A 25,436-nucleotide genomic window follows, 5' to 3' on the forward strand; every position below is an offset into this window, starting at 1 on the left:
GTCTTGATCCACGACGGCTTCTTCTCGATCGGCGTCTCACTGTTGCGCACCTCGAGACGCAACAGCTTCCGGCCTTCGGGCTGGGCGCTCATCGCGCGAGGTCCGCGTACAGCGGGTGCTTCTTGGCCAGCGTCTCGACGCGGTCGCGCAGCTTGGTCCGCACGGCGTCGTCGAAGTCCGGCTTCAGCGCCTCGGCGATGACGTCGGCGACCTCGGCGAAGTCCTCGGCCCGGAAGCCGCGGGTGGCCAGCGCCGGCGTGCCGATGCGCAGGCCGGAGGTGATCATCGGCGGGCGCGGGTCGAACGGGACGGCGTTGCGGTTGACCGTGATGCCGACCTCATGCAGCCGGTCCTCGGCCTGCTGGCCGTCCAGGGTGGACTGGACGAGGTCGACGAGCACCAGGTGGACGTCGGTGCCGCCGGTCAGCACGCGCACACCGGCGTCGGCGCAATCCGACTGGGACAACCGCGCGGCCAGGATCCGCGAACCCTCCAGGGTGCGCTGCTGGCGCTCCTTGAACTCCTCGCTCGCGGCGATCTTCAGCGCGACGGCCTTGGCCGCGATGACGTGTTCGAGGGGTCCGCCCTGCTGGCCCGGGAACACCGCCGAGTTGATCTTCTTGGCCAGTTCCTCGCGGCACAGGATGAGCCCGCCGCGCGGGCCGCCGAGGGTCTTGTGCGTGGTCGTGGTGACGATGTCGGCGTGCGGCGCCGGCGACGGGTGCAGCCCGGCCGCGACCAGCCCGGCGAAGTGCGCCATGTCGACCATGAGGCGAGCGCCGACCTTGTCCGCGATCCGGCGGAACTCGGCGAAGTCGAGCTGACGCGGGTAGGCCGACCAGCCGGCGATGATCAGCTTCGGCTCGTGCTCGACGGCCAGCCGCTCGATCTCGGCGAGGTCGACGATCCCGGTTTCCTTGTCGACGTGGTAGGCGACGACGTTGTAGAGCTTGCCCGAGAAGTTGATCTTCATCCCGTGCGTCAGGTGACCGCCGTGGGCCAGGTCGAGGCCGAGGATCGTGTCGCCCGGCTTGAGCACGGCGAACATCGCGGCCGCGTTGGCCTGGGCGCCCGAGTGCGGCTGGACGTTGGCGTGCTCGGCGCCGAAGAGGGCCTTCGCGCGGTCGATGGCGAGCTGCTCGACGACGTCGACGTGCTCGCAGCCGCCGTAGTAGCGGCGGCCGGGGTAGCCCTCGGCGTACTTGTTGGTCAGCACCGAGCCCTGCGCCTCGAGCACGCCCACCGGGGCGAAGTTCTCGGAGGCGATCATCTCCAGGGTCGACTGCTGGCGGTTCAGCTCGTCCGCGACGGCCGCGGCGACCTCGGGGTCGACTTCGGACAGGTGCTGGTCGAACGTCGTCATCAGTTCTCCTGGGTGTGCGCGGCGTAGGCGGCGGCGTCGAGCAGGTCCGGCACGTCCCCGGTCAGACGCACCTTCAGGAGCCATCCTTCGGTGTACGGGTCGGAGTTGATGACCTCGGGGGTGTCCGATGTGGTGCCGTTCACCTCGACGACCTCGCCGGAGACCGGCGCGTACAGCTCGCTGACCGACTTGGTCGACTCGACCTCGCCGAACACCTCGCCGGCGGTGATGGTCGAGCCCGCGTCGGGCAGCTGGACGAACACGATGTCACCGAGCGACTCGGCGGCGAAGGCGGTGATGCCGACGGTGGCGACGCCGTCGGAGACGGAGAGCCACTCGTGTTCCTTGGTGTACTTCAGGTTCTCGGGGATGCTCACGGTTCGTTCAGTCCTTACGCGCGGGAGTAGAAGGGCAGGGCGACGACCTCGACGGGCTCGATCCTGCCCCGGATGTCGACGGAGAGCTCGGTGCCGGGCTCGGCGTACGCCCGATCGACGTACGCCATGGCGATCGGATAACCGAGGGTGGGCGACAGCGCGCCGCTGGTGACCTCGCCGATCTCGGTGCCGTCGGCCAGCACCGCGTAACCGTGGCGCGGGGCGCGGCGACCGGCGCCCTTGAGCCCGACCCGCACGCGCGGGACGTCCGCCTTGGACCGCTCTTCGAGCGCCGCGCGGCCGACGAAGTCGCCCGGCTTCTCGAACTTGACGACGCGGCCCAGCCCCGCCTCGAAGGGGCTCTGCTCGACCGTGAGTTCGTTGCCGTACAACGGCATCCCGGCTTCGAGCCGCAGCGTGTCGCGGCAGGCCAGGCCCGCCGGGACCAGGCCGTGCGGCTCGCCGGCCTCCAGCAGCAGGCGCCACAGCGCCGGTGCCTCGTCGGCGTCGACGAACAGCTCGAAGCCGTCTTCGCCGGTGTAGCCGGTGCGGGCGAGCAGGACGTCGTGGCCCTTCACCGACGCCGGGACGCTGGCGTAGTACTTCAGCGCGTCCAGGTCGGCGTCGGTGACCGCGGCCAGGATCACGACGGCCTTCGGGCCCTGGACGGCGATCAGCGCGGTGGTCTCGGACTTGTCGTCCACGACCGCGTCGAAGCCCGCGACCCGCTCGGCGAGGGCGTCCGCGACGACCTGCGCGTTGCCCGCGTTCGCGACGACCAGGTAGTGCTCGTCGGCCAGGCGGTAGACGACCAGGTCGTCGAGGACCCCACCGGAAGCGTTGCAGATCATCGTGTACCGCGCCCGGCCCGGCTTGACCCCGGTGAGGTTGCCGACCAGCGCGAAGTCCAGGACGTCGGCCGCCTGCTTGCCGGTGACGTGGATTTCGGCCATGTGCGACAGGTCGAACAGCCCGGCCGCCTCGCGGACGGCCTTGTGCTCGGCCAGCTCGCTGGCGTAGCGGACCGGCATGGACCAGCCGGCGAAGTCGGTGAACAGCGCACCGAGTCCCTTGTGGACTCCGTGCAGGGAAGTTTCGCGAGACACGGGTTCAGCCTTCGTAAGCGTTGAGGGGAGGGCAGGAGCACACGAGGTTACGGTCGCCGCGGGCGCCGTCGATGCGACGCACCGGGGGCCAGTACTTGTTCTTGCGCGAAACACCCGCCGGGTACACGGCCAGCTCGCGGTCGTAGCGCTTGTCCCACTCGCCGACCAGCGTCTCCGCGGTGTGCGGGGCACCCCGCAGCGGCGACTCCTCGGCAGTCCACTTGCCGTTGGCCACCTCGTCGATCTCGGCGCGGATGGCGATCATCGCGTCGCAGAACCGGTCGATCTCGCCCAGGTCCTCGGACTCGGTCGGCTCCACCATCAGCGTGCCGGCGACCGGGAACGACATCGTCGGCGCGTGGAAGCCGTAGTCGATGAGCCGCTTGGCGACGTCGTCGACCGTCACGCCGGTCTCCTTGGTGAGCTGGCGCAGGTCGAGGATGCACTCGTGGGCGACCAGGCCGTCCTGGCCCGTGTAGAGCACCGGGTAGTGCGGGGCGAGCCGCGAAGCCACGTAGTTCGCGGCCAGCACGGCGACCTTCGTGGCCGCGGTCAGGCCGGGCGCGCCCATCATCCGGACGTAGGCCCAGGAGATCGGCAGGATCGACGCCGAGCCGTACGGCGCGCCGCTGATCGGGCCGACGCCAGTTTCCGGGCCGGCGGCGTCGAGCAGCGGGTGGTTCGGCAGGTAGGGCGCGAGGTGCGCGCGCACCGCGACCGGGCCGACACCGGGGCCGCCACCGCCGTGCGGGATGCAGAACGTCTTGTGCAGGTTCAGGTGCGAGACGTCGCCGCCGAACTCCCCCGGCTTCGCCAGGCCCAGCAGGGCGTTGAGGTTCGCGCCGTCGACGTAGACCTGGCCGCCGCCGTCGTGGACGATCTTGGCCAGCTCGTCGATGTCGTGCTCGTACACGCCGTGCGTGGAGGGGTAGGTGACCATGATCGCGGCCAGGGTCTCGCGGTGGGTGTCCACCTTGGACCGCAGGTCGGCGAGGTCGACGTTGCCCTCGTCGGTGCACTTGACGACGACGACGCGCATCCCGGCGAGCACCGCGGACGCGGCGTTGGTGCCGTGCGCGGACGACGGGATCAGGCAGACGTCGCGAGCCTCGTCACCGTTCGCGCGGTGGTAGGCGCGGATCGCGAGCAGGCCGGCGAGTTCGCCCTGGCTGCCCGCGTTCGGCTGCAGCGACACCTTGTCGTAGCCGGTCACCTCGGCCAGCCACTCGGCCAGCTGCGCGACGAGGACGTGGTAGCCCTCGGCGTCCTCGGCCGGCGCGAACGGGTGGATGCCGGCGAACTCGCGCCAGCTGATCGGCTCCATCTCCGTGGTGGCGTTGAGCTTCATCGTGCAGGAGCCGAGCGGGATCATGCCGCGGTCGAGCGCGTAGTCCAGGTCGGACAGCTTCCGCAGGTAGCGCAGCATCGCCGTCTCGGAGCGGTGGGTGCCGAAGACCTCGTGGCCCATGAAGCCGCTCTCGCGGGCCAGGCCGTTCGGCAGCGCGACACCATCGGTGACCTCTTCTTCGACGCCGAACGCGCGCAGCACCTTCGCGGTGATCGCGGGGGTGCTGACCTCGTCGAAGGCGACGCGGACGTGGTCGGCGTCGACGTGACCGAGGTTGATCCCGGCCTCGCGGGCGGCCGCGTGGACCTCGGCGGCCTGCCCCGGGACGTGCGCGACGACCGTGTCGAAGAAGGACTCGTGCACGACCTCGACGCCGGTCTGGCGCAGGGCGTCGGCGAAGCCCGCGGCGAGGCCGTGGACGCGCTGGGCGATCTTCTTCAGGCCGTCCGGGCCGTGGTAGACCGCGTACATCGCGGCCAGCACGGCGGGGAGGACCTGCGCGGTGCAGATGTTGGACGTCGCCTTCTCGCGGCGGATGTGCTGCTCACGGGTCTGCAGGGCGAGGCGGTAGGCGGCGTTGCCGTCAGCGTCGACCGAGACGCCGACCAGGCGCCCCGGCAGCGAGCGCTCGAGCCCGGCGCGGACGGACATGTACCCGGCGTGCGGGCCGCCGTAGCCGAGCGGGACGCCGAAGCGCTGCGTCGAGCCGGCGGCGACGTCGGCCCCGAACTCGCCGGGCGAGGTGATCAGGGTGAGCGCGAGGAGGTCGGCGGCGACGGTGAACAGCGCACCCGCGGCCTTCGCCGACTCGGAAATCGCGTGGTAGAAGCCGCGGCCGCGCAGCACGCCGGACGCGCCCGGGTACTGGACGACGACGCCGAAGAAGTCCTCGGGCAGGCCGGTGAGCAGGTCGCGGACCTCGACCTCGATGCCCAGGGCCTCGACGCGGGTGCGCACGACGGCGATGGTCTGCGGCAGGCACTCGGCGTCCAAGACGACCTTGTTGGACTTCGCCTTGGACGCGCGGCGCATCAGCGTCACGGCCTCGGCGACGGCGGTCGACTCGTCCAGCAGCGAGGCGTTCGCGGTGGCCAGGCCGGTCAGGTCGGCGACCATGGTCTGGAAGTTGAGGAGGGCTTCGAGACGGCCCTGGGAGATTTCCGGCTGGTAGGGCGTGTATGCGGTGTACCAGGCCGGGTTCTCGAGGACGTTGCGGCGGATCACGCCGGGCGTCACGGTGTCGGAGTAGCCGAGGCCGATCATCTGCGTCATCGGCCGGTTGCGCGCGGCGAGGGCGCGCAGCTCCGCGGTGGCGTCCTCTTCGGACGCGGCAGGCGGGAGCCGCAGGTCACGGGTGGCGCGGATGGCGCTCGGGACGGCGGCCCCGACGAGGGCGTCCAGGCTGCCGTAGCCGCACTCGGCCAGCATCTTCGCGCGTTCGGCCTCGGACGGGCCGATGTGGCGGGCGTCGAACTGCGTGGAAGTGATGGGGAGCTCCTCGGGCCGGGCACCGGGCAGAACGGTGCGCTGGGAACTCCCCCTCTGTCATGGCACCTGAGAGTTTCACCGCCTGTGCAGCGGCTTTCACCTTGGGTGAGGCGCGGGTGCGCCTGCTTTCCAGAGTGGCCTCGCGCGAAGCGGTAGCAGGTACCTGAGAGATTCCGGGGAGTTTGCTCCTTCGGTGCCCCACCGACTTCGTGAGGGCTCTCCCGCCTCGGCTCGACGGCCCGATCTGCAGTTGTGACGGTCACGGTACCTGCCGCTTCCCGCGGCCGTCTACTTCACCCGGGCAACACCACATCAGCCTTCGAGCGCGGCTCGACGCACCACGCTCCCCGCCAGCACCGGCGGCCGCCGGACCCGGCCGGAGGGCAGCACCAGGCGCTTCAGCGGCCCGCCGAGCGGCACCGGCGGGAGGCCCGCGCCCAGCAGGACCTGCTCGACGATCTGCTCGGCGTGCCAGGCCACCGAGTCGTTGAGCCGGTCCAGCGACGGCCGGTCGCCGTCGAAGACGTCCTCGTCGGCCAGGGTCACCTCGAAGTGCGCGCAGCCCGGCGGGACCGCGATCGCCTCCTCGATCGCCCGGGCGCCCTCCAGCGGGTCCTCGAACCCCGCTTCGCGCAGCGCCGACCGGTAGATGCGGGCCGCCCGCGCGCGCATCCGCGGGCCGTAGCGGACGACGACCGGGAGCCGTCCGGTCAGGTCCGGCACGGCCAGGCCGTGCAGCAGCATGATCGGCGGCACCGAGTGCACCAGCCGCGGCGCGGGTTCGGCCAGCTCGCGTGCGGTGATCCGGACCCGGTCGGCCATCGCGTCGGGGAGGCCGAAGTAGCGGAAGTCGACGTTGCCGAACCCGAGGCCGTCGGCGATCAGCGAGGCCAGCAGCTCGCCGTACCCCCAGATCGGCGACAGCACGACCACCGGCGGCGCGGCGACGACCGGCGACGGCACGGGCGGCCGCGTCGCTTCCTGCTCGGGCACCTGGATGACCAGCCGCGGCGGCTCGTGCCAGTCGTGCACCTCGGCGACCCGCCAGTACAGCCCGAGCGGCCGCCAGAGCTCGCCGAGGACGTCGTGCTCGATGATGCGGCGCACCTCGGCGTCGTCGTGGGGGAAGTCCCGCGGCGGCACGATCCCGACGTAGTGGTGGTAGGTGACGCGGACCTCGTCGCCGCGGGTGGCCGAGCGGATCCGCATCTCCCAGTCGACCGGCGACGCCGCGATCGCGTTGGCCACCTGCGTGCCGGGCGAGGAGTAGACGAGCGCGGTGGCCTGCCGGAGGAACTGCCCGGCCCGGTCGATGCCCTCCCGCAGCGCCTTCGCCGCCTGGGCGACGTGCACCGGCGAAGCCAGCGAATCGGGCAGGACGCCGGCGACGCGCAGCAGCTCGGCCTCCCCGAGCCCGGTGACCTCGGCGAGCTGCGCCCAGTGGTCGAACACCGTCACCTTCGGCGCGTGCCGGTGCTCGATCCAGCTGCGCAACGTCGACGTCGGAACGCCGATGCGCCGCGCGGCCTCGTCCAGGGACAGGCCCCGGGAGCGGATGCCCGTGCGGACCGCTTCCGCCCACTCGCCGGCGCGCCAGTGCGTCACCTCACAAAGCTAACGAAACCCGCTAGCTTTGCGCAGGGACAAACCGCCCACGGCGCTCCGACGCTGGTCACCATGACCACCACCGTCATCGCCCTCACCCTGATCGTCGGCGTCCTGACCTTCGCCGCCGGTGCCTTCCTCGCCTCCGAGGTCGCCACTCGCGTTCTTCGCCGCCGCGAGAAAGCGATCTCCGAGGAACGCAAGCGCCTCAACGCCGCCTGGAAGTTCCTCAAGGACGTCTACGGCGTCAAGACGCGCCGTTAGAGCGGGGTGACGTACGCGCCGGAGATGCCGCCGTCGACCAGGAACTGCGACGCGGTGATGAAGCTGGCGTCGTCGCTGGCCAGGAAGGCGACCGCGGCCGCGATCTCCTCCGGCTCGGCGAACCGGCCGACCGGGACGTGGACCAGGCGGCGGGCCGCGCGTTCCGGGTCCTTGGCGAACAGCTCCTTGAGCAGCGGGGTGTTCACCGGTCCCGGGCACAACGCGTTGACGCGGATGTTCTCCCGCGCGAACTGCACGCCGAGCTCGCGGCTCATCGCCAGCACGCCGCCCTTGGACGCGGTGTAGGAGATCTGCGACGTCGCCGCGCCCATCACCGCGACGAACGACGCAGTGTTGATGATCGAGCCCTTGCCCTGGCGCTGCATGTGCGGCAGGACGGCCTTGCAGCAGTGGTACACCGAGGTCAGGTTGACCCGCTGCACGCGCTCCCACGCCTCGATGCCGGTGGTGAGGATGGAGTCGTCCTCCGGCGGCGAGATGCCGGCGTTGTTGAAGGCGACGTCGACCGAACCGAACTGCTCCACCGTGCTGTGGAACAGGTTCTCGACCTGCTCGGCGTCGGTGACGTCGGTCTGGATGAACGCGCCGCCGATCTCGTCGGCCGCGGCCTTCCCCGAGTCCGGCGTCAGGTCCCCGATGACGACCTTCGCGCCTTCGCTCGCCAAGCGCCGGGCCGAGGCGAGCCCGATGCCGCTGGCGCCGCCGGTGATGACCGCGACGCGGCCTTCGAAACGCTGGACCATTACTCCTCCGTGCTCAGAAAGACGTTCTTGGTTTCGGTGAACGCCGCGGCGGCGTCCGGGCCGAGCTCGCGGCCGAGGCCGGACTGCTTGAAGCCGCCGAACGGCGTCCAGTAGCGCACCGACGAGTGCGAGTTCACCGAGAGGTTGCCGGATTCGACGCCCCGCGCAACCCGGAACGCGCGGCCGGCGTCACGGGTCCAGATCGACCCGGACAGGCCGTACTCGGTCGCGTTGGCCATCCGGATCGCGTCGGCCTCCTCCGCGAACGGCACGACGGCGACGACCGGGCCGAAGACCTCCTCCGCCGCGACCGGGTGCCGCAGGTCGGGCGGGGTGACGACGGTCGGCGGGAACCAGAAGCCGCGGCCCTCGGGTGCGGTGCCGCGGAACGCGACCGGCGCGTCGTCCGGCACGTAGGAGGCGACCTTCGCCCGGTGCGCGGCCGAGATCAGCGGGCCCATCTCGGTCTTCTCGTCGCCCGGGTCGCCGACGACGACGCCGTGCACCGCGGGTTCCAGCAGGTCCATGAAGCGGTCGTACGCGCTCGCCTGCACCAGGATCAGCGACCGCGCGCAGCAGTCCTGGCCGGCGTTGTCGAAGACGCCGTAGGGCGCGGTCGCGGCGGCTTTTTCCAGGTCGGAGTCGGCGAAGACGATGTTCGCGTTCTTGCCGCCCAGCTCCAGCGTCACGCGCTTCACCTGCGCCGCGCAGCCCGCCATGATCTGCTTGCCGACCTCGGTGGAGCCGGTGAAGACCACTTTCCGCACGGCCCGGTGGTCGACGAACCGCTGCCCGACCACGGACCCCTTGCCGGGCAGCACCTGGAAGACGTCCTCCGGGATGCCCGCTTCGCGCGCCAGCTCGGCCAGCCTGATGGCGGTCAGCGGAGTCAGCTCGGCGGGTTTGAGGACGACGGTGTTCCCCGCGGCGAGCGCGGGCGCGAACCCCCAGCCGGCGATCGGCATCGGGAAGTTCCACGGCACGATCACGCCGACCACGCCCAGGGGCTCGGAGAAGGTGACGTTGATGCCGCCGGGCACCGGGATCTGCTTGCCGAGCAGGCGTTCCGGGGCGGCCGAGTAGTAGTTGAGGACGTCCCGGACGTTGCCAGCCTCCCAGCGGGCGTTGCCGATGGTGTGCCCGGAGTTCTCGACCTCCAGCCGGGCGAGGTGCTCGATGTCGGCCTCGACGGCGTCGGCGAAGCGGCGCAGCAGCCGCGCGCGGTCGCCCGGGGTGACGTCACGCCACGCCGGGAAGGCCGCGTGGGCGCGGGCGATCGCCGCGTCGGTCTCCTCGGCGCTGGTCAGGGGGACGGTCCGCACCACCTCCTCGGTGGCCGGGTTGAGGACGTCGAAACTCGTGGTCATCGGGTCTCCTTGCTCGCTTCGACGAGAGCCTGAAACAGCCGGACGTCGTCGCTGTCCTGCTCGGGGTGCCACTGCACGCCCAGAACGAACTCGCCGGGCACTTCCGCGGCCTCGATCGTGCCGTCGGCGGCCCAGCCGACCGCTTCGAGGCCGGTGCCGAGCCGGTCGATCGCCTGGTGGTGGTAGCAGAGTGTCTTGGTCTCGGGCCCGAGGATCGCCGCCGCCCGGCTGCCCTCGGCGAGCGTCACGGTCCCCCGGCCGAAGGTCGCGGGAGCGGGCTGGTGGTCGGTCGTTCCCTGGGTTTCCGGCAGGTGCTGGGTGAGCGTGCCGCCGAGGGCGACGCTCATCACCTGCAGGCCGCGGCACACGCCGAGCACCGGCTTGCCCGCTCGGCGCGCGGCGGCGAACAGGCCGAACTCGAAGGCGTCCCGCTCCGGCCGGACGTAGGTGGCCGGGTGCGGCTCGGCGCCGTAGCGCCCGGGCTCGACGTCGGCGCCGCCGGTGAGCACCAGGCCGTCCACAGTGGACACCAAGCGCTCGTGCGCGTCGGACACCGGGGGCAGCAGCACCGGGATGCCGCCCGCCGCGACCACGCAGTCGACGTAGACCCGGTGCAGCAGCACGGCTTCGGTGTCCCAGACCAGGAACTTCGCGGGTTCGAGGTAGCTGGTGAGGCCGATGACCGGCTTGCTTTGACTCGACTCAGAGGCGCTCGAAGCCACGGATCAGCTCCCAGTCGGTGACGGCGGCGTTGTAGGCGTCGATCTCGATCTTCGCCGCGTTGAGGTAGTGGTCGACGACGTCGTCGCCGAAGGCCGCCCGCGCCAGGTCGCTGCCCGCCAGGGCCGCCGCGGCCTCGGGGAGAGTGGTCGGCACCGTGCCGCGGTCGGAGTGGTAGGCGTTGCCGGTGAACTGCTCTTCCAGCTCCAGCTTGTTCTCGATGCCGTGCAGCCCGGCGGCGACGAGCGCGGCGACGGCGAGGTACGGGTTGACGTCCCCACCGGGAACCCGGTTCTCCACGCGCAGCGACTCGCCGTGCCCGACCACACGCAGCGCGCAGGTGCGGTTGTCGGTGCCCCAGGCGATCGCGGTCGGGGCGAAGCTGCCGGGCACGAACCGCTTGTAGGAGTTGATGTTGGGCGCGAGGAAGTACGTCAGCTCGTGCAGCCCGGCGAGCTGGCCGGCGAGGAAGTGCTCCATCAGCTTCGAGAAGCCGTGCTCGCCGTCCCCGGCCAGGACGGCGCGGCCCTCGGTGGAGCGCAGGCTGATGTGGATGTGGCAGGAGTTGCCCTCGCGCTCGTTGTACTTCGCCATGAAGGTGAGGCTCTTGCCCTCCTGCGCGGCGATCTCCTTGGCGCCGTTCTTGTAGACGCTGTGGTTGTCGCAGGTGGTGAGCGCGTCGGTGTAGCGGAAGGCGATCTCCTGCTGCCCGGGGTTGCACTCGCCCTTGGCGGACTCGGGGTAGAGCCCGGCGCCGGCCATGTCGTTGCGGATGCGGCGCAGCAGCGGTTCCAGCCGCGCGGTGCCGAGCATCGAGTAGTCGACGTTGTACTGGTTGGCGGGCCTGAGGCCGTGGTAGCGCTTGTCCCAGGCGGTCTCGAAGGTGTCGTCGAAGACGATGAACTCGAGCTCGGTGCCGACGAACGCGGCCAGCCCGCGCTCGGCGAGCCGGTCGAGCTGGCGGCGCAGGATCTGCCGCGGCGACACCGAGACCGGGCCGCCCTGCACGCGTTCGACGTCGGCGAGGACGAGCGCGGTGCCCTCGTGCCAGGGGATCTCGCGCAGCGTCTCGAGGTCGGGGCGCAGCACGAAGTCGCCGTAGCCGCTGTCCCACGAGGAGAGGGCGTAGCCGCCGACGGTGTTCATGTCGACGTCGACGGCGAGGAGGTAGTTGCAGGCCTCGGTGGCGTGCCCGACGACTTCGTCCAGGAAGTACTCCGCCGAGCAGCGCTTGCCCTGCAGCCTGCCCTGCATGTCGGTGAGCGCGACGAGCACGGTGTCGATCGTGCCCGCGTCCACGCGCGCGCGGAGTTCGTCGAGCGTGAGCATGCCTCGCCTGCGTGCCATCGTCGCCCCAAAGGTTTGGTATGAATCCTTTGCCGGTCCTTCCTACCCGGTGAGCCCCGCCGGGTCAACCGGAACAAAGGTATCTTTTTGAACCATTGCGGCGACGGGAGGATTGTCCGGGATGCCCGGCTGAGAAGAGTCTGTGAATTCGCCCGGCCGGGAGGAAAACCGGGGTCCCCGCACGTTGAACGGGACAAGAGAGGTGAGATCGATGACCACATTCACGCAGCAGAGCACGATCGGACAGCAGCAGGCCCGGCCCCAGCTGCCGACCATGCCCACCGGCTGGCCGATCGGTTCGTACGAGTCCTACGAGCAGGCACAGCGCGCGGTCGACCACCTCGCGGGCACCGACTTCCCCGTCACCGACGTCACGATCGTGGGCGTGGAACCGATGCTCGTCGAGCGGGTCGCGGGCAAGATGTCGTGGGGCAAGGTCCTCGGCAGCGCGGCGACGTCCGGTGCGCTGTTCGGCCTGTTCCTCGGCCTGATGCTCAGCCTGCTGAACCCCGGCGCCGGCCTGGTCCCGATCGTGATCGGCCTCGTCGCCGGTCTCGGGTTCAACCTGCTCTTCGGCGCGCTGGGCTACGCGGTGAACCGCAACAAGCGCGGGTTCATCTCGCAGAGCCAGCTGGTGGCCCGCCGCTACGACGTCCTTTCCCAGCCGCGCAACGCCGAGAAGGGCCGCGCGCTGCTGGCCGACCTCGCGGCGCGCAGCGCGTTCGGTCACTGACCCCGAAGATCGAAGGCCGCCCCCGGGCACTCCCCGGAGGCGGCCTTCGCCGCGTCGGGAGCGGCCCCGACCGCTCCCGTCCCCCTACCTGGTCGGTGTCGCCGACGGTGACGCCGGCGGCGTGGTGGTGGTCGTCGTGGGCGGCACGGTCACCTTCGGGATCGCCGCGCTGAACGGCACCCCCGCCAGCTCGCGGCAGGCGCCGCGGTAGCCGTTGTAACCGTTGTAGTTGCCCTGGTCGTCGGTGACGCCCTGCTCGATCTTCGGCCGGGGGAACCGGTTGTCCTCGCCGATCTTCTGCCGGCTGCCGCTCGAGCGCTCGCAGCCGTAGCGGGTGATCGTGATCGGCCTGCCCTCTTCGTCGTAGAGGTAGACCTCCGTCAGCGGCTTGCCCTCGGCGTCGAAGGCGTAGACGTTGTCGACGTCGCGGCCGCCGTAGGTCAGCTGGTCGTTGCCGTAGCTGTCGGCCGAAGACGGGTAGTACGACGAGGGGCCCGAGTAGGAGTTCCGGGTGAGGACGTCGACCGCGGCGCCGAAGCCGCCCAGCGCGCCGCCGATGACGAACGCCGAGATCGGCACGGCCACCCACAGCAGCCGCCGGTCGGCGCGCAGCCGCGGGCCGGCCCACACCGCCGCGACGGCCGCGAGGATCAGGAACGGCAGCAGGATCACCGCGTCCCGCTCCCGCAGCATGAGCAGCAGCCCGAAGCCGACGAGGACGATCGCGCAGAACACCCACCACGCCGGTTTGAGCGAACCGAGGTAGCGCAGGAGCTTGCCGGTGTCGTCCTGCTCGCGGCCCTTGGCCAGCGTGGAGCGCAGCCAGACGACTTCCGGCAACGCCAGCACCGGCTCGACCCCGCCGCGCAGCAGGAGCACCAGGCTGACGAGGAACACCGGCGCGAACAGCAGCAGGCCCGCCAGCACTTCGGCGTGGATGGAAACCCCGGCCCCGAACGCGAGCAGCGCGACCGCCAGCGCGCAGAGCACCAGGCCCCACAGGGCGATCCGCGGCTTGGCCAGGCTGGGCGCGGCGGCCGTCGCGAGCACCTGCGTAGCGCCTTCGCTCGGCGCCGGGTACCCGCCGGACGCCCGCAGCTCGGCGGCGTAGCTCTCCGGCGAGCCGAGCCGTTCGATCAGGGCCTCGACGCGGGCGCCCGCCCCGAGCTCGGCCTCGAGTTCGGCCAGGTGCGGGCGGACGTCCTCGAGGATCTCTTCGATCTCGCTCGCGGGCAGGTCGGCGAGCGCGGTCCGGACCCGCGCCAGATACACCCGCACGGCGGTCGGCTTGTCGCTCATGCTGCCTCTCCCAAAAGCACGTTCATCGTCGATGCGAAGCTCTGCCACGTCTTGCCCGACTCCGCGAGCCGCGCCCGGCCCGGCTCGTTCAGGCTGTAGTACTTGCGGTGGGGCCCCTCTTCGCTGGGCACGACGTACGAGGTCAGCAGCCCGGCCTTGTAGAGCCTGCGCAACGTTCCGTACACCGACGCGTCCCCCACCTCGTCCAGGCCGGCGGCCCGGAGTCTTCGCAGTACGTCGTACCCGTAGCCGTCTTCTTCGCGGAGCACCGCGAGGACGGCCAGATCGAGCACACCCTTGAGCAGCTGACTGATCTCCACTGCACCCTCCAGTCTTACGCTTGGAAAGGTACCACGCATTGCACAGTAGTGTGCACGGCGGAGGGGCATACGCGGGCCGTGGCGCTCAGCCGCGGGTGTCGACCGGCCGCTCGAAGAAGGATTCGAGGACGACGATCGTCTGCGTGCCGGTGACGCCGTCGATCGCGAAGAGCCGGCGCAGCGACGCCGGACCGGCGATGACGTGGGCCTCCACGACCTCGGGCAGCGCTTCCAGGCGTTCGCTTCGACGAGCACGAAGGCCTTGCCGAGGGCGGAGTCCGGTGCACCATGCTTTGGGGAGAATCTCGTGAGGAGCGGCTGATGGACCAGATCAAGACGGACTTCGAGGTGCTGGACGAGCGGTTCACGCGCGTCAACGGCGACGAGTGGACGCAGCGCCTGCACACCGGCTGCCGCTGGACGGAGGGACCGGCGTACTTCCCGGCGGGCCGCTACCTGGTGTTCAGCGACATCCCGAACGACCGCACGCTGCGCTGGGACGAGACGACCGGCCGGGTCGGCGTCTTCCGGCAGCCGTCGAACTACGCGAACGGCCACACCGTCGACCGGCAGGGCCGGCTGATCAGCTGCGAACAGGGCACCCGCCGCGTGACGCGCACCGAGCACGACGGCTCGATCACGGTGCTCGCGTCGGAGTACCGGGGGAAGCGGCTCAACAGCCCGAACGACGTCGTCGAGCACTCGGACGGGTCAATCTGGTTCACCGACCCGAGTTACGGCATCGACAGCGATTACGAGGGGTACCGGGCGGAGAGCGAGATCGGCGCCTGCCACGTGTACCGGGCGGCGCCAAACGGCTCGGTGGAGATCGTCGCGGACGACTTCAGCCGGCCGAACGGCCTGGCGTTTTCCGCGGACGAGTCGCGGTTGTACATCGCCGACACGCGGCAGAAACCGAGCCACCTCCGCGTGTTTTCGGTCGGCCCCGAAGGAAAGCTGACCGGCGGCGACATCTTCGCGACCAGCGACAGCGGCGGCTTCGACGGCGTGAGGGTGGACAGCGAAGGGCAGGTCTGGGCCGCGGCCCACGACGGCCTGCACTGTTTTGCCTCGGACGGCACGAGAATCGGCAAGCTCCGGCTCCCGGAGATCTGCTCGAACTTCACCTTCGGCGGGGCGCGCGGGAACGAGCTGTTCATCACGGCTTCGAGCTCGGTGTACACGCTGAGGGTGACGGTGAACGGGGCTCGATACCCGCGCTGAGAAGCGGACCGGGGTGCGGCGCAGTGACCGCGGGGTTGCCGCGGGGCTTGCCGCGGCGCAGTGACCACGGGGCTTGCCGCGGCGCAGTGACCGCGGGGTTGCCGCGGGGCTTGCCGCGGCGCAGTGACCCGGCCACCACGCGAGCTGATCGCGGCGATCAGCCCGGCGTGGCCGCCTCCACCCGCTCGGCCACTGCCTCCCTGCGGCGCCAGGCGCGGCTCACCTGGACCAGCCAAGCGGCCTCGGCGGCCACGTCCGCTTCCGTGTCCGGTGCCGCCACGGGGTCGGGTTCGCGGTCGAAGCGGCGCCCCGCCCGGCCCGCCTCGATCGCCGCCGCCAGGGTGACCGCTTCCACCGTTGCCGCCACCTCGGCCTCGCGGACTCCCGCCCGGCGGGCCGCCGCCTCGGCTCGGGCCGGGAGGTCCGGGTCGAAGTGGGCGCGCAGTGCCAGGTGGCCGTCGCGGATTTCGATGACCCTGCGGTACAGCGCGAACTCCGCTCCCCCGGCCAGCTCGCGGCCCGGGTCGAGGGCGATCCCCGGGACCGCCGTGCGCAACGCCGTCCACAGTGGCTCGATGCGGCGGTACGCCCGGTACGCCCGGACCCGGCCGATCACCGACGACACCGCCGGCGACCAGGCGCTGAGGGTCGCCCCGGCCGCCACGAACCCGATCGTCACCGCCGCGAGCACCGACGACGGCACGTCTTCGCGAGCGCCGATCCGGGCCGTGCGGGCCAGCTGCACGACGTCGTCGACGTCCCAGAACGTCCACCCGGCCGCCGCGCCCACCCCGACGACCAGCAGCCACAACCCCGCCCGCAGCGGCCCCGGCGCCGCGTGCCACGCGCTGCGGACGAACACCGCGAACAGCAGCCCGAGGCTGATCAGGCTGTACACCAGGAACAGCACCTTGTCGGCCAGGGCGAACGGCAGACCGGCGGCCGGGAAGACCGTGTCGTCGCCCACCCGCTGTGGCCCGGAAAGCGCGAAGCACACCGCGAGCAGCGCCATCGTCGCCGCGGTGAACAGTGCGTGCGGTGCGAGCCGCGCGCCTTCGCCGCGCCACACCGACTGCGTGAAGGCCACCGCGAACCCGATCGCGCCCAGCTTCAGCTCGTCGCCGGCCAGGCTGAGGACCCACTCGGCGACCGGGCCCGGACCGGCGAGGGCCGACATCGCCGGGGTCAGCACCAGGATGCCGGTGGCGATGCAGATGCCGAAGCCGGCGAGGAACCACATCGTGCGCACCGGCTGGCTGCGCCGCGCTTCGATCAGCTTGTAGCCGAACCCGGCGAAGCCCGCCGTACAGAGGTAGTAGGCCAGGGTTTCGATCACGGCGTGCGGCGGCCGAACAGGGAATCGAAGCGCCGCACGCCGTCCGGGATCCCCGGCTCGGCTCCGCGCGGCTCGGCGGGCCGGACGACGCGCTGCGCGAGCAGGCTCGCGACGAGCTCGGCTTCGCGCTCCTCGACCTCGGAGTAGGTGGTACGCCCGAGCACCCGCTTGACGAGCTCGGGGGAAAGGTGCGGCATGAGCTGCCGCCCGGCGGCGGCGTCGATGGCCACACCGTCGGCGCCCACGTCGGCGCCGACGTGGCCGCACAGCAGGTGCCCGACCTCGTGCAGCAGGATGTGCCGCCGGTGCAGGGCGGTCGTGTTGGTCGGGTAGAGGATGTAGTCGGCGCGTTCGGTGCTCATCAGCAGCCCGCATGGCGCGCCTTCGGGCGCGCTGACCGGCATGAGTTCGATGGGGCGCCCGCGCTCGGCGGCCAGGCCCGCGACGAAACCCTCGGCGTCGAACGGTTCGGGCAGGCTGACGCCGTCGGCGACCTGACGGGCTCGCTGCCAGAGCGAGCGGGCGGGTCGCCGGCGCCACGATGGTCGCGCTACCTCAGCCCTCCTTCCCCGCGCCGCGGCCGAACGGCTGGTTCAACGCGGCGGGTCCGGCGGAGTTACGCGCCAGGAGCGAAAACTTCGAAATCCTGTCGCGCGCCCTGCCGGGCCGCATCGGCCCGGCCGCACTTCCCGCAAGCGCAGGGCCGCACCTGATCACCGCCGCCGTCCGGGCTCGCACCCCGGCCACCTCGCCCCCCTCGGGGGTCAAGGCACCTGCCACCCTCAGCTCTCCTTCTTCGGGCCGCCGCGGCCGGCCTCCCTCCGGGCGATCGCGTCGATCATGTCGCTGATCGTGTCGAGGCCGTCCGAGGACAACGTCACCGCTCGCAACGCCAGATCCCGCACTCCCGCGTCGCGCAGCGCGCCCAGCAAGGCCAGCTCCTCCGCGATCTTCCTGCTCTGCTCGTCGTCGAAGAAGTACGCCGGCGGCACTCCGAAGAACTGCGCCAGCGCCTCGAGGTGCCGCTTGGTCGGGTTGTCGCGGCGGCCCGTGCGCAGCTGCCACAAGTAAGTCGTCGAAAAGCTCTCGCCGGTGGCTTCGCGGCAGGCCTTGGCGACCTCTTCGTTGCTGTACGGCTCGCGGTCGGGCCTGCGGACCACGTGGAACAGCCGGTCGATCTTGTCGGCCAGCGTCGACTTCCCAGGCTCCTTGACCACGATGCTCTCCCTCAGCTACCAGGCGTATTCATCCTAGCTGAAAGGCAAACCCCCTTTATCTACCCGAGTTCGCCCTCGGCCGCGGCTGGCACCGCGGGCACGAGAACGACGAACGGTTCATGAACGGCTCCCGGCGGATCGCCGTGCCGCACCGGTGGCACGGCATCCCCTCCTGGCCGTACGCGTCCAGCGAGCGATCGAAGTACCCCGACTGCCCGTTGACGTTCACGTACAGGGCATCGAACGACGTTCCGCCCGCGCCCAGCGCCTCGTTCATCACGTCCGCCGCCGCGGACAGCAGCTCGCGGCCCTTGGCCAGGGTCAGCTTTTCGGTCGGCCGGGCCCAGTGCAGGCGAGCTCGCCACAACGCTTCGTCTGCATAGATGTTGCCGATGCCCGAAACCAGCGTCTGGTCGAGCAGCGCCCGTTTGACCTCGGTGCGCCGCGACCGCAGCGCGCGCACCGCCGCGTCGAGGTCGAACTCCGGGTCCATCGGGTCGCGCGCGATGTGCGCGATCGTGTCCGGCAGCAGGACGTCGCCGCCGATGTCGCTGAGGTCGTCGAGCGCCAGGCCGCCGAACGTGCGCTGGTCGACGAACCGCAGCTCCGGCCCGTCGTCTTCGAAGCGCAGCCGCACCCGCAGGTGCTTCTCGTCCGGCGCGCCCTCCGGCTGGACGAGCATCTGCCCGCTCATCCCCAGGTGGGCCAGCAGCGCCTCCTTGTCGGACAGCTCCAGCCACAGGTACTTGCCCCGCCGCCGCGCCGCCTCGACGCGGGTGCCGGCGAGCCGCTGCGTGAAGTCCTCCGCGCCCAGGGCGTGCCGGCGGATGGCGCGCGGGTGCATGACCTCCGCATCGCGGATGGTCCGCCCCGCGACGTGCGCCTGCAGGCCCAGGCGGACGACTTCGACCTCGGGAAGTTCGGGCATGCGGCCATTGTGCCCGGGAGGTACGACAGTTTTCGCAAAGGCACCTACGGAGCGGTGGGTCCGACGTCGGCCTTCGTCAGCGGAACCCGGGTGGTCCCCGAGGCGAAGTACTCGTCCGCGCCGACGTCGAAGGTGCCCGAGCGGGCCTGCAAGTCGAAGTCCTTCGCCGCGGACGGGTACGACCCGACACCGGCGTTGATCGCCGGGCTGCCCGGCGCCAGCCGGTAGAGCCCGGCGGCGTCCTTGACCAGCTTCGGGTCGACGGACTTCGACGGGATGCCCGCCGTGCCGCCGAAGGTGATGTTGCCCTCGTACTTGACCGTCGACCCGCCGGGCAGCGTGACCAGCGTCCCCGAGGTGCCCTTGACGATGTTGTCCGCGACCACGCAGTCCTTCGGCTTGAAGTCCCCGCCGTCGCCGTCGATCACGCTGTTCGACCCCAGCACTGTGTTGTAGGCGACCGTCACCCGGTCGGGCCGGTCGTGGAGCTTGCTCGTGGGGCCGCTGTCGGCTTCGTCGCCGGAGCCGAAGACGATCGCCCGGTCGCCGGAGTTCGCCACGTAGTTGTCGACGATCCGGTGGTCGTTGCCGTGGAACCGGATGCCCGAGCCGAAGAGGACGTTGCCCTCGACGGTGCTGCGGTCGCCGTGGCGCAGCACGAGGTAGCCCCGGCTGTCCCGGATCGTGTTGTAGCGCACCACGTTGTCGGACGACTTGACGGAGATCGCCTCGCTGTCGCCGTCGGCCTTCTCGAAGAGGTTGTTCTCGATCAGGGCGTTCGCCGAAGACGACTGGCGGTCGCTCAGCCCGAGCCGGATCGACTCGCCGCCGTTCGACCCGCTGAACTGGTGGTTGTAGAAGTAGTTGTGGTGCACGTGGACGCGCTTCGCCATGGCGCCGGACGGACCGAGGATCTGCAGGAACACGCCCTCGCTGGTGCGGTTCTGGAAGACGTTGCGGTCCACCACCGTGTCGTCGCCGCTGACCGTGACCCAGTTGCCGTCGGTCGCGAGCTGGAAGTCGTTGCGGGTCAGGCGGTTGCCCGGCGCGCCGGCCGGCACGCTCAGCGTCGCGCTGCCCCGGAACTTGAACCCGCGCAGCACGACGTTCGAGACGCCGCTCGCGAAGGCGAAGGTCTTCGAGCCGGTGAGGGTGACCTGCCCGGTGTGCTCGGCCGCGATCGTCACGGGTGCCGAGGCGGTGCCGGACCGCTTGATCGAAAGCGTCGCGCCCGCGGAGTAGCTGCCGTCCGCGAGGGCGATCGTGTCACCCGGGTTCGCCTTGTCCATCGCGGACTGCAGGGCCGCCAGCGAGGTGACGCGGATCTGCGCGGCCGACGCCGGCGAGCCGGGCACGATGACGAGCGCCGCGGCGATCAGGGGTACGAAGAACGGACGCATCCGCCCTGCCTCTCCATTGAGTACGAGCGCGGCGGATGATCACCACGCTACGGAGAGGAGGACGGCGCCGTCAACGGGGGTTCCCGCTGATCAGGACTCCGGTTCGGCTTGCTTCTGCGCCTCGAGTTCGGCGGACAGCGAACGCCAGGCCGTCTCGGCGGCCTTCTGTTCGGCTTCCTTCTTCGTCGACCCGGTGCCGTGGCCCAGCGGACGGCCGGCGATGAGCACCGTGGCCGTGAACTCCTTGCGGTGGTCCGGCCCGGTGTCCTCGACCTTGTACTCCGGCACGCCGAGCCCGGCCGACGCGGTCAGCTCCTGCAGGCTCGTCTTCCAGTCGAGCCCGGCCCCGCGCAGCGGCGCTTCGGCGAGCAGGCCGTCGAAGAGGTGGTGCACGAGCTTGCGCGCGATCTCGATGCCGTGCTCGATGTAGGCGGCACCGATCACCGCCTCCAGCCCGTCGGCGAGGATGCTCGCCTTGTCCCGGCCGCCGGTGAGCTCTTCGCCCTTGCCGAGCAGCAGGTGCGCCCCGAGGCCACCCTCGCCGAGCCCGCGGGCCACCCTCGCCAGGGCGTGCATGTTGACGACGCTGGCGCGGAGCTTCGCGAGCTGACCTTCGGGCAGGTCGGAATGCGTGTTGTACAGGTGATCGGTGACGACGAGGCTGAGCACGGCATCACCGAGGAACTCCAGCCGCTCATTCGGCGGCAGCCCCCCGTTTTCGTACGCGTACGAACGGTGGGTCAGCGAAAGCCGGAGCAGCTCGGGGTCGAGAGTGACCCCGAGCGCTTCGAGCAACGGCGCCGGATCGGCTGCGGGTCCCCTGGGCGTCTTGCCCCCCATATCGGCTAGCCGATCAGGCGGGCTCGACGACCTGGCGGCCGTTGTGCTGGCCGCACGACGGGCACGCGACGTGCTGGAGCTTCGGCTGCTTGCAGGCGCGGTTGGAGCAGGGCACCAGCTGCACCGGAGCCGCCTTCCACTGGCTGCGGCGGGAGCGCGTGTTGGATCGCGACATCTTCCGCTTCGGGACGGCCACGAGTAGATCTCCTTATGACGGTCTGCTCGCGGTCGTGCGAGCGAACTTTCCTCCGGACGAGCTGGACGCTCGTCAGGCTTGCTCAGCTGGGCCCTGCGCAGGCTTTTCGCCCGCGTTCTCGTCGAATCGCTCCACGAGTGCGGCCCACCGAGGGTCTATCTTCTCATGCCCGTGTCCGGGCTCGAGATCGGCCCACTTGACGCCGCAGTCCGTGCAGAGGCCGGCGCAGTCCTCGGTGCACAGCGGAGCCAGCGGTAGGGCCAGCACGACGGCGTCGCGGACGATGGGTTCGAGGTCGATCCGGTCGTCGACCAGCCGGGGGATCTCGTCCTCGTCGGTGGTCTCCTCGGTGGCCGACCCCGGGTAGGCGAACAGCTCCTGGACCTCGACCTCGACCTCTTCGGTCAGCGGGTCGAGGCAGCGGGCGCAGGTGCCCTTGGCCGTGGCCTTCGCGGTGCCGCTCACGAGCACGCCTTCGACGACCGACTCGAGGAGCAGGTCGAGTTCCAGCTCGGAGCCGGCTTCGATGGTGATGACATCGGGGACGCCGAGCGGCGTCTCCACCGGCACGCTGCGCTTGACGGCGCGGCTGAGGCCGGCGTGACGGCCGAGCTCGCGGGTGTCGATCACCCACGGGCTGCGGTCGTCGAGCTGGGGGGTCTTGTTCTCGGACATCCAGTCCAGGGTACGCACGCTCCGCCACCTCTTTTGAGCTGGGCGGGCCCTGGACGGCGAGGTCCGGGCCGGAAGTCCCCGCCTCCCCGGCAGGGATCCGACCGCCCAGGTACGCGAGCCGACCGGCTGGGTACGCGAGCCGACCCTCCGGGTACGTCAGCCATCCCGGCAAAGGCGGTCGCTGTTGTGGCGTTCCGCGGTGGTAGCCGGGGCCTGCTGGTCGGGCTCGGTCCGAAGGTGCGGCTGACCTGGGTTGGTGCCAGGTCACCTTGGCCGACGAGCCGGTGCTTCCTGGCCGGCTGGCAGCTTGGTGCCCACCACCCCGAAGCCGCAACTGTGACGACGGCCGGCAGCACCGCGTCAAGGCGGGAAAGCGTGCCTTGACCCGGCGCCACCGGCCGTGTTCTGGCTTCGGATCGGGGCGGCGGGGGAGGTCTGGGTGGGGTGCGGGTTGGGTGTCAGCGTCCCGTTCGACCTGTGAGGCCCGAGGAGGGCGCTGCGACTGGCCCGGCCCGCAAACGGCCCGCCCTCCCTGGGGGCTGCCCCCGCTTCCAGTCTATCGAGGCCGCCCCACGAAAAAGCCGGAAAGCCGCACCTCAGGCCGGGTTTGCCCACACCGGGTCAGCGATGTGGACAACCGCCGGAGCTCGCGAGCGAGCCGCCCCTCAGCGGCCTGAGAACCTCGTCACACCTGGTAGTCGTAGAGCGTCGGCCGGCCGCTCGAGCTGGGGAGGTTCGCCGGGGAGCGCAGGTGGTTGCGGCCCGAGTCCACCGTCCGCAGCGTCGTGGCCAGCAGCTCCGAGAACTCCGCCAGCTTGCCGTCCACGTACGCGTCGCAGTCCGCGCGCTGGCGGTCGGCCTCCGCGTGGGCCTCGTCGACGATCCGGGCCGACTCCGCGTGGGCCGCCTGGACGACCTCGGTCTGCGCGACCAGGCGGGCCTGCTCGGCGCGGCCGTCCTCGATGGCGCGGTCGTAGGCGTCGCGGCCGGCCTGGATCATGCGCTCGGACTCGGCTCGGGAGCGGTCGGTGAGGTTCTGGTACTCCGCCTGGCCCGCCGCCACCGTGCGGTCGGCCTGGTCGTGCGCGTCGGCGAGCATCTGCTCCGCGCGGGCGCGCGCGTCGGCGAGGATGCGCTCCGCTTCGTCCGTCGCTTCCGCGATCGTGCGCTCGGCCTCGGCGTTCGCGCCCGCGACCGTCTCGCCGGCCTCCTTGCGGGCCGCGTGGATCAGGTCGTCGCGCTTGTCGAGGACGTCCTGGGCGTCGTCGATCTCGGCCGGCAGTGCGTCGCGGACGTCGTCGAGGAGTTCGAGCACGTCGCCGCGGGGCACCACGCAGCTGGCCGTCATCGGGACGCCGCGCGCCTCCTCGACGATGGTGACGAGCTCGTCGAGCGCCTCGAAAACCCGGTACACGGCAACTCCAATCCCCTGTCGCTGTGCCCAGTCTGCCCGCATCGGGCGCCGAAGCGGTGAACGCCACCGGCGCCGGGCGTGTCCCCCGGGACCACGCCCGGCGCGCGGGTCAGGAATTCGGGTCGATCCGCTCGAAGGTGGCGTAGCGGTCGGGCGTGTAGGCCAGCTCGCCCGCCTTGCCGGAGATCACGCGGTCGTTCGTGCCGACGGCGAAGAGCTTGTAGTAGCCGGACGCGCAGGCCGGGAGCACGCCCTCCCGGTTCTCGTACGTCGTCCCCGCGGACGTGCCGTTCCGCACGTTGTCCACGACCGCCTTCGCCGCCGACGACAACTGCGAGTAGCCGATCTTCGCCAGGCCCGAGAGGTCGCCGCAGGCGTGCGTCGTGCCGCCGCCGACGTCGATGACCTTGAAGGTGGCGTAGTGGTCGCCGGTGTAGAAGTACTCGCCCGCGCTGCCGGTCACGATGCGGCGCGTGCCGCGGGTGCTCGAGCCCGGCGTCGGCACCGTGTACTCGTGGTAGTAGCCCGACGCGCACGCCGGGAGCACCCCTTCGCGGTTGTCGAAGACGACGCCGTCGTTCTTCGGGTACGGGAACGGCCCGTCCGTCTGGATCAGCCGGTACGTCGTCGTCGCTTCGGCCGGGAGCGCCGAGAGCGTCGTGTGCGAGAAGCCGGAGAGGTTGCCGCAGGCGTTCTGCGCGGCGACGGCGGAAGACGGCGCGGTGACCCCGGCGAACAGCGTCGCCAAGAGCGCCACCAGGACGGCAGCCCGGCGCGATCGGTAGTTGGTCATTTTCGGACCGTAACCCGGCCGGATGATCGTCAGGAGACGACGACGTGAACTCCCGCAGCTCCAGGCCGAAGTCCCGACGAACGGAGGGGGCCGAACGACGGAAACCGGACACTCCCTTGTAGAGGGTCAGCGCCCGAGCTTGGGGAACTTCCCCGAAAGCCGCTCGTAGACGATCGGCGGCACGAACCGCTCGATGTCGCCGCCGAGCGCCGCGACCTCCTTGACCAGCGAGCTGGACACGAAGCCGTACGCCGGGTTGTTCGCCATCAGCAGCGTCTCGATGCCGGTGAGCTCGCGGTTCATCTGCGCCATCTGCAGCTCGTAGTCGAAGTCGCTGACCGAGCGCAGGCCCTTGGCGACCGCCACGATGTCGTTGTCGCGGCAGTAGTCGACCAGCAGGCCCTCCCACGAGTCGACCCGCACGTTCGGCAGCTCCGTGGTGATCTCGCGCAGGATTTCCAGGCGCTCCTCGATCTCGAAGAGGCCCTTCTTGTTCTTGTTCACCCCCACCGCGACGACGACCTCGTCGAACAGCCGGCTGGCCCGTTCGATGATGTCGAGGTGCCCGTTGGTGGCCGGATCGTAGGAACCGGGACAGACCGCACGCCGCATGGCGCGGACGCTACCGTGCCGGGCCCGGTCTCCGCCGCGTGGCTCACGCCACAGCCGCGTACTCCGCCCAGAAGACGGCGGTGTCGCCGTACTTCTTCGCGCGCGTCGGCTCGAAGCCCGGCGGCCAGTCCGGCTCGCCGTCGCGGGCGGCGCGCTCGATCACCACCAGGGCCGACGACCCCAGCCAGCCGCCCGCGGCCAGCGCCGCGAGCACGGACCCGAGCGCCGCCGCGTCCACGGCGTACGGCGGGTCGGCCAGCACCAGGTCGAACGGACCGGGTGCGGGTGCCGCGACGACCGCCTCCACCTGCCCGGCCCGGACCGTGCCGCCCAGGCCCAGCGCCGCGACGTTGCCGCGCAGGACGTCGACGGCCCGCCGGTCGGCCTCCACGAAAAGGGCGTCCGCGGCGCCGCGGGAGAGGGCTTCGAGGCCGAGCGCGCCGGACCCGGCGTAGAGGTCCAGGACGCGGGCGCCGTCCAGCTCGCCCGCCGTCTCCAGGGCGTTGAACAGGGCTTCCCGCACGCGTTCCGACGTCGGCCGCGTGCCCTTCGGCGGCACCTTCAGCCGCCGCCCGCCCGCCGTCCCGGCCACGATCCTGGTCACCCCCCGATTGTGCGGGGAAGGCACACCGCGCGGATGACCGGGACACGGGTGTCCCCGCCGGGACCACCGCGTAGAGTCGTTCTTCGCCCTCGGAGG

General features: G+C 71.1%; 27 protein-coding genes and 1 riboswitch. Of the genes, 3 read left to right on the forward strand and 24 right to left on the reverse strand.

What is annotated here, in order from left to right:
• Window positions 1-88: 88 nt before the first annotated feature.
• From glyA to IE317_RS24735, 5 genes are all read right to left on the reverse strand, one after another.
• Window positions 89-1,363, reverse strand: coding sequence for a serine hydroxymethyltransferase (gene glyA, locus IE317_RS24715; RefSeq protein WP_191313725.1), 1,275 nt, complete (start codon window positions 1,361-1,363; stop codon window positions 89-91).
• Window positions 1,363-1,740 carry a glycine cleavage system protein GcvH gene (gene gcvH / locus IE317_RS24720; RefSeq protein WP_191313726.1) on the reverse strand — a complete coding sequence of 126 codons (378 nt, stop codon included), beginning with the start codon at window positions 1,738-1,740 and terminating at the stop codon, window positions 1,363-1,365. The genes glyA and gcvH overlap by 1 nt, the downstream gene beginning before the upstream one ends.
• Before the next feature lie 14 nt (window positions 1,741-1,754).
• Complete coding sequence (gcvT, locus tag IE317_RS24725; RefSeq protein WP_191313727.1) at window positions 1,755-2,846, reverse strand: glycine cleavage system aminomethyltransferase GcvT; 1,092 nt, start codon at window positions 2,844-2,846, stop codon at window positions 1,755-1,757.
• Between the two features lie 4 nt (window positions 2,847-2,850).
• Complete coding sequence (gcvP, locus tag IE317_RS24730) at window positions 2,851-5,682, reverse strand: aminomethyl-transferring glycine dehydrogenase (protein ID WP_191313816.1); 2,832 nt, start codon at window positions 5,680-5,682, stop codon at window positions 2,851-2,853.
• Window positions 5,683-5,822: 140 nt separating this feature from the next.
• Window positions 5,823-5,916: riboswitch (glycine riboswitch) on the reverse strand.
• 78 nt (window positions 5,917-5,994) lie between these two features.
• Entirely contained in the window at window positions 5,995-7,287 is a 1,293-nt protein-coding gene (locus IE317_RS24735) for a helix-turn-helix domain-containing protein (RefSeq protein ID WP_191313728.1), read from the reverse strand.
• Window positions 7,288-7,359: 72 nt separating this feature from the next.
• On the opposite strand from IE317_RS24735, the gene IE317_RS24740 reads away from it, so the two are divergent.
• Window positions 7,360-7,551 (forward strand): hypothetical protein, encoded by a 192-nt coding sequence (locus tag IE317_RS24740; protein ID WP_191313729.1) that lies wholly within the window; start codon window positions 7,360-7,362, stop codon window positions 7,549-7,551.
• On the opposite strand, the gene IE317_RS24745 is transcribed toward IE317_RS24740, so the two are convergent.
• Genes IE317_RS24745 through IE317_RS24760 form a run of 4 tightly spaced genes read right to left on the reverse strand, consistent with a single transcriptional unit; the run spans window position 7,548 to window position 11,749 of the window.
• Window positions 7,548-8,315 (reverse strand): 3-oxoacyl-ACP reductase, encoded by a 768-nt coding sequence (locus tag IE317_RS24745; protein ID WP_013223704.1) that lies wholly within the window; start codon window positions 8,313-8,315, stop codon window positions 7,548-7,550. The genes IE317_RS24740 and IE317_RS24745 overlap by 4 nt on opposite strands.
• Window positions 8,315-9,682 (reverse strand): aldehyde dehydrogenase family protein, encoded by a 1,368-nt coding sequence (locus tag IE317_RS24750; protein ID WP_191313730.1) that lies wholly within the window; start codon window positions 9,680-9,682, stop codon window positions 8,315-8,317. Before IE317_RS24750 ends, IE317_RS24745 begins: the two co-directional genes overlap by 1 nt.
• The gene (locus IE317_RS24755) at window positions 9,679-10,404 is read right to left on the reverse strand and encodes a gamma-glutamyl-gamma-aminobutyrate hydrolase family protein (protein ID WP_191313731.1); all 726 of its coding nucleotides are present in this window, start codon (window positions 10,402-10,404) and stop codon (window positions 9,679-9,681) included. Before IE317_RS24755 ends, IE317_RS24750 begins: the two co-directional genes overlap by 4 nt.
• Window positions 10,385-11,749 (reverse strand): glutamine synthetase family protein, encoded by a 1,365-nt coding sequence (locus IE317_RS24760; RefSeq protein WP_194732772.1) that lies wholly within the window; start codon window positions 11,747-11,749, stop codon window positions 10,385-10,387. The genes IE317_RS24755 and IE317_RS24760 overlap by 20 nt, the downstream gene beginning before the upstream one ends.
• A 211-nt stretch (window positions 11,750-11,960) precedes the next feature.
• On the opposite strand from IE317_RS24760, the gene IE317_RS24765 reads away from it, so the two are divergent.
• The gene (locus IE317_RS24765; RefSeq protein WP_191313732.1) at window positions 11,961-12,482 is read left to right on the forward strand and encodes a general stress protein; all 522 of its coding nucleotides are present in this window, start codon (window positions 11,961-11,963) and stop codon (window positions 12,480-12,482) included.
• 84 nt (window positions 12,483-12,566) lie between these two features.
• On the opposite strand, the gene IE317_RS24770 is transcribed toward IE317_RS24765, so the two are convergent.
• The 3 genes from IE317_RS24770 to IE317_RS45160 all read right to left on the reverse strand — a co-directional run bounded on the left by IE317_RS24770 (window position 12,567) and on the right by IE317_RS45160 (window position 14,315).
• Entirely contained in the window at window positions 12,567-13,781 is a 1,215-nt protein-coding gene (locus IE317_RS24770; RefSeq protein WP_191313733.1) for a DUF1700 domain-containing protein, read from the reverse strand.
• On the reverse strand, window positions 13,778-14,101 hold the full coding sequence (locus IE317_RS24775) for a PadR family transcriptional regulator (protein WP_086843254.1): 324 nt from the start codon (window positions 14,099-14,101) through the stop codon (window positions 13,778-13,780). The genes IE317_RS24770 and IE317_RS24775 overlap by 4 nt, the downstream gene beginning before the upstream one ends.
• 85 nt (window positions 14,102-14,186) lie before the next feature.
• A complete protein-coding gene (locus IE317_RS45160; RefSeq protein ID WP_268246901.1) occupies window positions 14,187-14,315 on the reverse strand; it encodes a hypothetical protein in 129 nt (42 codons plus the stop codon).
• Between the two features lie 107 nt (window positions 14,316-14,422).
• On the opposite strand from IE317_RS45160, the gene IE317_RS24785 reads away from it, so the two are divergent.
• Entirely contained in the window at window positions 14,423-15,325 is a 903-nt protein-coding gene (locus IE317_RS24785) for an SMP-30/gluconolactonase/LRE family protein (protein ID WP_191313734.1), read from the forward strand.
• Between the two features lie 157 nt (window positions 15,326-15,482).
• On the opposite strand, the gene IE317_RS24790 is transcribed toward IE317_RS24785, so the two are convergent.
• From IE317_RS24790 to rsmD, 12 genes are all read right to left on the reverse strand, one after another.
• Window positions 15,483-16,661 carry an MAB_1171c family putative transporter gene (locus IE317_RS24790; RefSeq protein ID WP_191313735.1) on the reverse strand — a complete coding sequence of 393 codons (1,179 nt, stop codon included), beginning with the start codon at window positions 16,659-16,661 and terminating at the stop codon, window positions 15,483-15,485.
• Window positions 16,658-17,137, reverse strand: a complete 480-nt coding sequence (locus IE317_RS24795) for a hypothetical protein (protein WP_191313818.1) — start codon at window positions 17,135-17,137, stop codon at window positions 16,658-16,660. The genes IE317_RS24790 and IE317_RS24795 overlap by 4 nt, the downstream gene beginning before the upstream one ends.
• A gap of 306 nt (window positions 17,138-17,443) precedes the next feature.
• Window positions 17,444-17,878 carry a helix-turn-helix domain-containing protein gene (locus IE317_RS24800; protein WP_013223693.1) on the reverse strand — a complete coding sequence of 145 codons (435 nt, stop codon included), beginning with the start codon at window positions 17,876-17,878 and terminating at the stop codon, window positions 17,444-17,446.
• A gap of 55 nt (window positions 17,879-17,933) precedes the next feature.
• A complete protein-coding gene (gene mutM, locus IE317_RS24805; RefSeq protein ID WP_191313736.1) occupies window positions 17,934-18,806 on the reverse strand; it encodes a bifunctional DNA-formamidopyrimidine glycosylase/DNA-(apurinic or apyrimidinic site) lyase in 873 nt (290 codons plus the stop codon).
• A 44-nt stretch (window positions 18,807-18,850) separates the two neighbouring features.
• Window positions 18,851-20,206, reverse strand: a complete 1,356-nt coding sequence (locus IE317_RS24810) for a polysaccharide lyase 6 family protein (RefSeq protein WP_191313737.1) — start codon at window positions 20,204-20,206, stop codon at window positions 18,851-18,853.
• Window positions 20,207-20,296: 90 nt separating this feature from the next.
• A complete protein-coding gene (gene rnc / locus IE317_RS24815; RefSeq protein ID WP_191313738.1) occupies window positions 20,297-21,046 on the reverse strand; it encodes a ribonuclease III in 750 nt (249 codons plus the stop codon).
• 13 nt (window positions 21,047-21,059) lie between these two features.
• Window positions 21,060-21,242: a 50S ribosomal protein L32 gene (rpmF, locus tag IE317_RS24820; protein WP_003090635.1), complete on the reverse strand. Its 183-nt coding sequence runs from the start codon at window positions 21,240-21,242 to the stop codon at window positions 21,060-21,062.
• A gap of 72 nt (window positions 21,243-21,314) precedes the next feature.
• On the reverse strand, window positions 21,315-21,917 hold the full coding sequence (locus IE317_RS24825) for a YceD family protein (RefSeq protein ID WP_191313739.1): 603 nt from the start codon (window positions 21,915-21,917) through the stop codon (window positions 21,315-21,317).
• Between the two features lie 685 nt (window positions 21,918-22,602).
• On the reverse strand, window positions 22,603-23,331 hold the full coding sequence (locus tag IE317_RS24830) for a DivIVA domain-containing protein (RefSeq protein WP_191313740.1): 729 nt from the start codon (window positions 23,329-23,331) through the stop codon (window positions 22,603-22,605).
• 109 nt (window positions 23,332-23,440) lie between these two features.
• Complete coding sequence (locus IE317_RS24835) at window positions 23,441-24,124, reverse strand: ribonuclease domain-containing protein (RefSeq protein ID WP_191313741.1); 684 nt, start codon at window positions 24,122-24,124, stop codon at window positions 23,441-23,443.
• A gap of 126 nt (window positions 24,125-24,250) precedes the next feature.
• Complete coding sequence (coaD, locus tag IE317_RS24840) at window positions 24,251-24,736, reverse strand: pantetheine-phosphate adenylyltransferase (RefSeq protein WP_191313742.1); 486 nt, start codon at window positions 24,734-24,736, stop codon at window positions 24,251-24,253.
• A 43-nt stretch (window positions 24,737-24,779) separates the two neighbouring features.
• Window positions 24,780-25,340 (reverse strand): 16S rRNA (guanine(966)-N(2))-methyltransferase RsmD, encoded by a 561-nt coding sequence (rsmD, locus tag IE317_RS24845; RefSeq protein ID WP_191313743.1) that lies wholly within the window; start codon window positions 25,338-25,340, stop codon window positions 24,780-24,782.
• Window positions 25,341-25,436 lie beyond the last annotated feature (96 nt).

The organism is Amycolatopsis bullii, assembly GCF_014654205.1.
Classification (GTDB): Bacteria; Actinomycetota; Actinomycetes; order Mycobacteriales; family Pseudonocardiaceae; genus Amycolatopsis; species Amycolatopsis plumensis.

What these genes read in the sequence shown, in the direction of transcription:
- IE317_RS24765 (WP_191313732.1), top strand. Translation starts at nt 11,961, where the DNA reads ATGACCACATTCACGCAGCAGAGCACGATCGGACAGCAGCAGGCCCGG.
- IE317_RS24760 (WP_194732772.1), bottom strand. Translation starts at nt 11,749, where the DNA reads ATGGCACGCAGGCGAGGCATGCTCACGCTCGACGAACTCCGCGCGCGC.
- IE317_RS24810 (WP_191313737.1), bottom strand. Translation starts at nt 20,206, where the DNA reads ATGCGTCCGTTCTTCGTACCCCTGATCGCCGCGGCGCTCGTCATCGTG.
- IE317_RS24835 (WP_191313741.1), bottom strand. Translation starts at nt 24,124, where the DNA reads ATGACCAACTACCGATCGCGCCGGGCTGCCGTCCTGGTGGCGCTCTTG.
- IE317_RS24770 (WP_191313733.1), bottom strand. Translation starts at nt 13,781, where the DNA reads ATGAGCGACAAGCCGACCGCCGTGCGGGTGTATCTGGCGCGGGTCCGG.
- IE317_RS24825 (WP_191313739.1), bottom strand. Translation starts at nt 21,917, where the DNA reads ATGTCCGAGAACAAGACCCCCCAGCTCGACGACCGCAGCCCGTGGGTG.
- IE317_RS24785 (WP_191313734.1), top strand. Translation starts at nt 14,423, where the DNA reads ATGGACCAGATCAAGACGGACTTCGAGGTGCTGGACGAGCGGTTCACG.
- IE317_RS24745 (WP_013223704.1), bottom strand. Translation starts at nt 8,315, where the DNA reads ATGGTCCAGCGTTTCGAAGGCCGCGTCGCGGTCATCACCGGCGGCGCC.
- IE317_RS24740 (WP_191313729.1), top strand. Translation starts at nt 7,360, where the DNA reads ATGACCACCACCGTCATCGCCCTCACCCTGATCGTCGGCGTCCTGACC.
- rnc (WP_191313738.1), bottom strand. Translation starts at nt 21,046, where the DNA reads ATGGGGGGCAAGACGCCCAGGGGACCCGCAGCCGATCCGGCGCCGTTG.
- glyA (WP_191313725.1), bottom strand. Translation starts at nt 1,363, where the DNA reads ATGACGACGTTCGACCAGCACCTGTCCGAAGTCGACCCCGAGGTCGCC.
- mutM (WP_191313736.1), bottom strand. Translation starts at nt 18,806, where the DNA reads ATGCCCGAACTTCCCGAGGTCGAAGTCGTCCGCCTGGGCCTGCAGGCG.
- IE317_RS24750 (WP_191313730.1), bottom strand. Translation starts at nt 9,682, where the DNA reads ATGACCACGAGTTTCGACGTCCTCAACCCGGCCACCGAGGAGGTGGTG.
- coaD (WP_191313742.1), bottom strand. Translation starts at nt 24,736, where the DNA reads ATGCGGCGTGCGGTCTGTCCCGGTTCCTACGATCCGGCCACCAACGGG.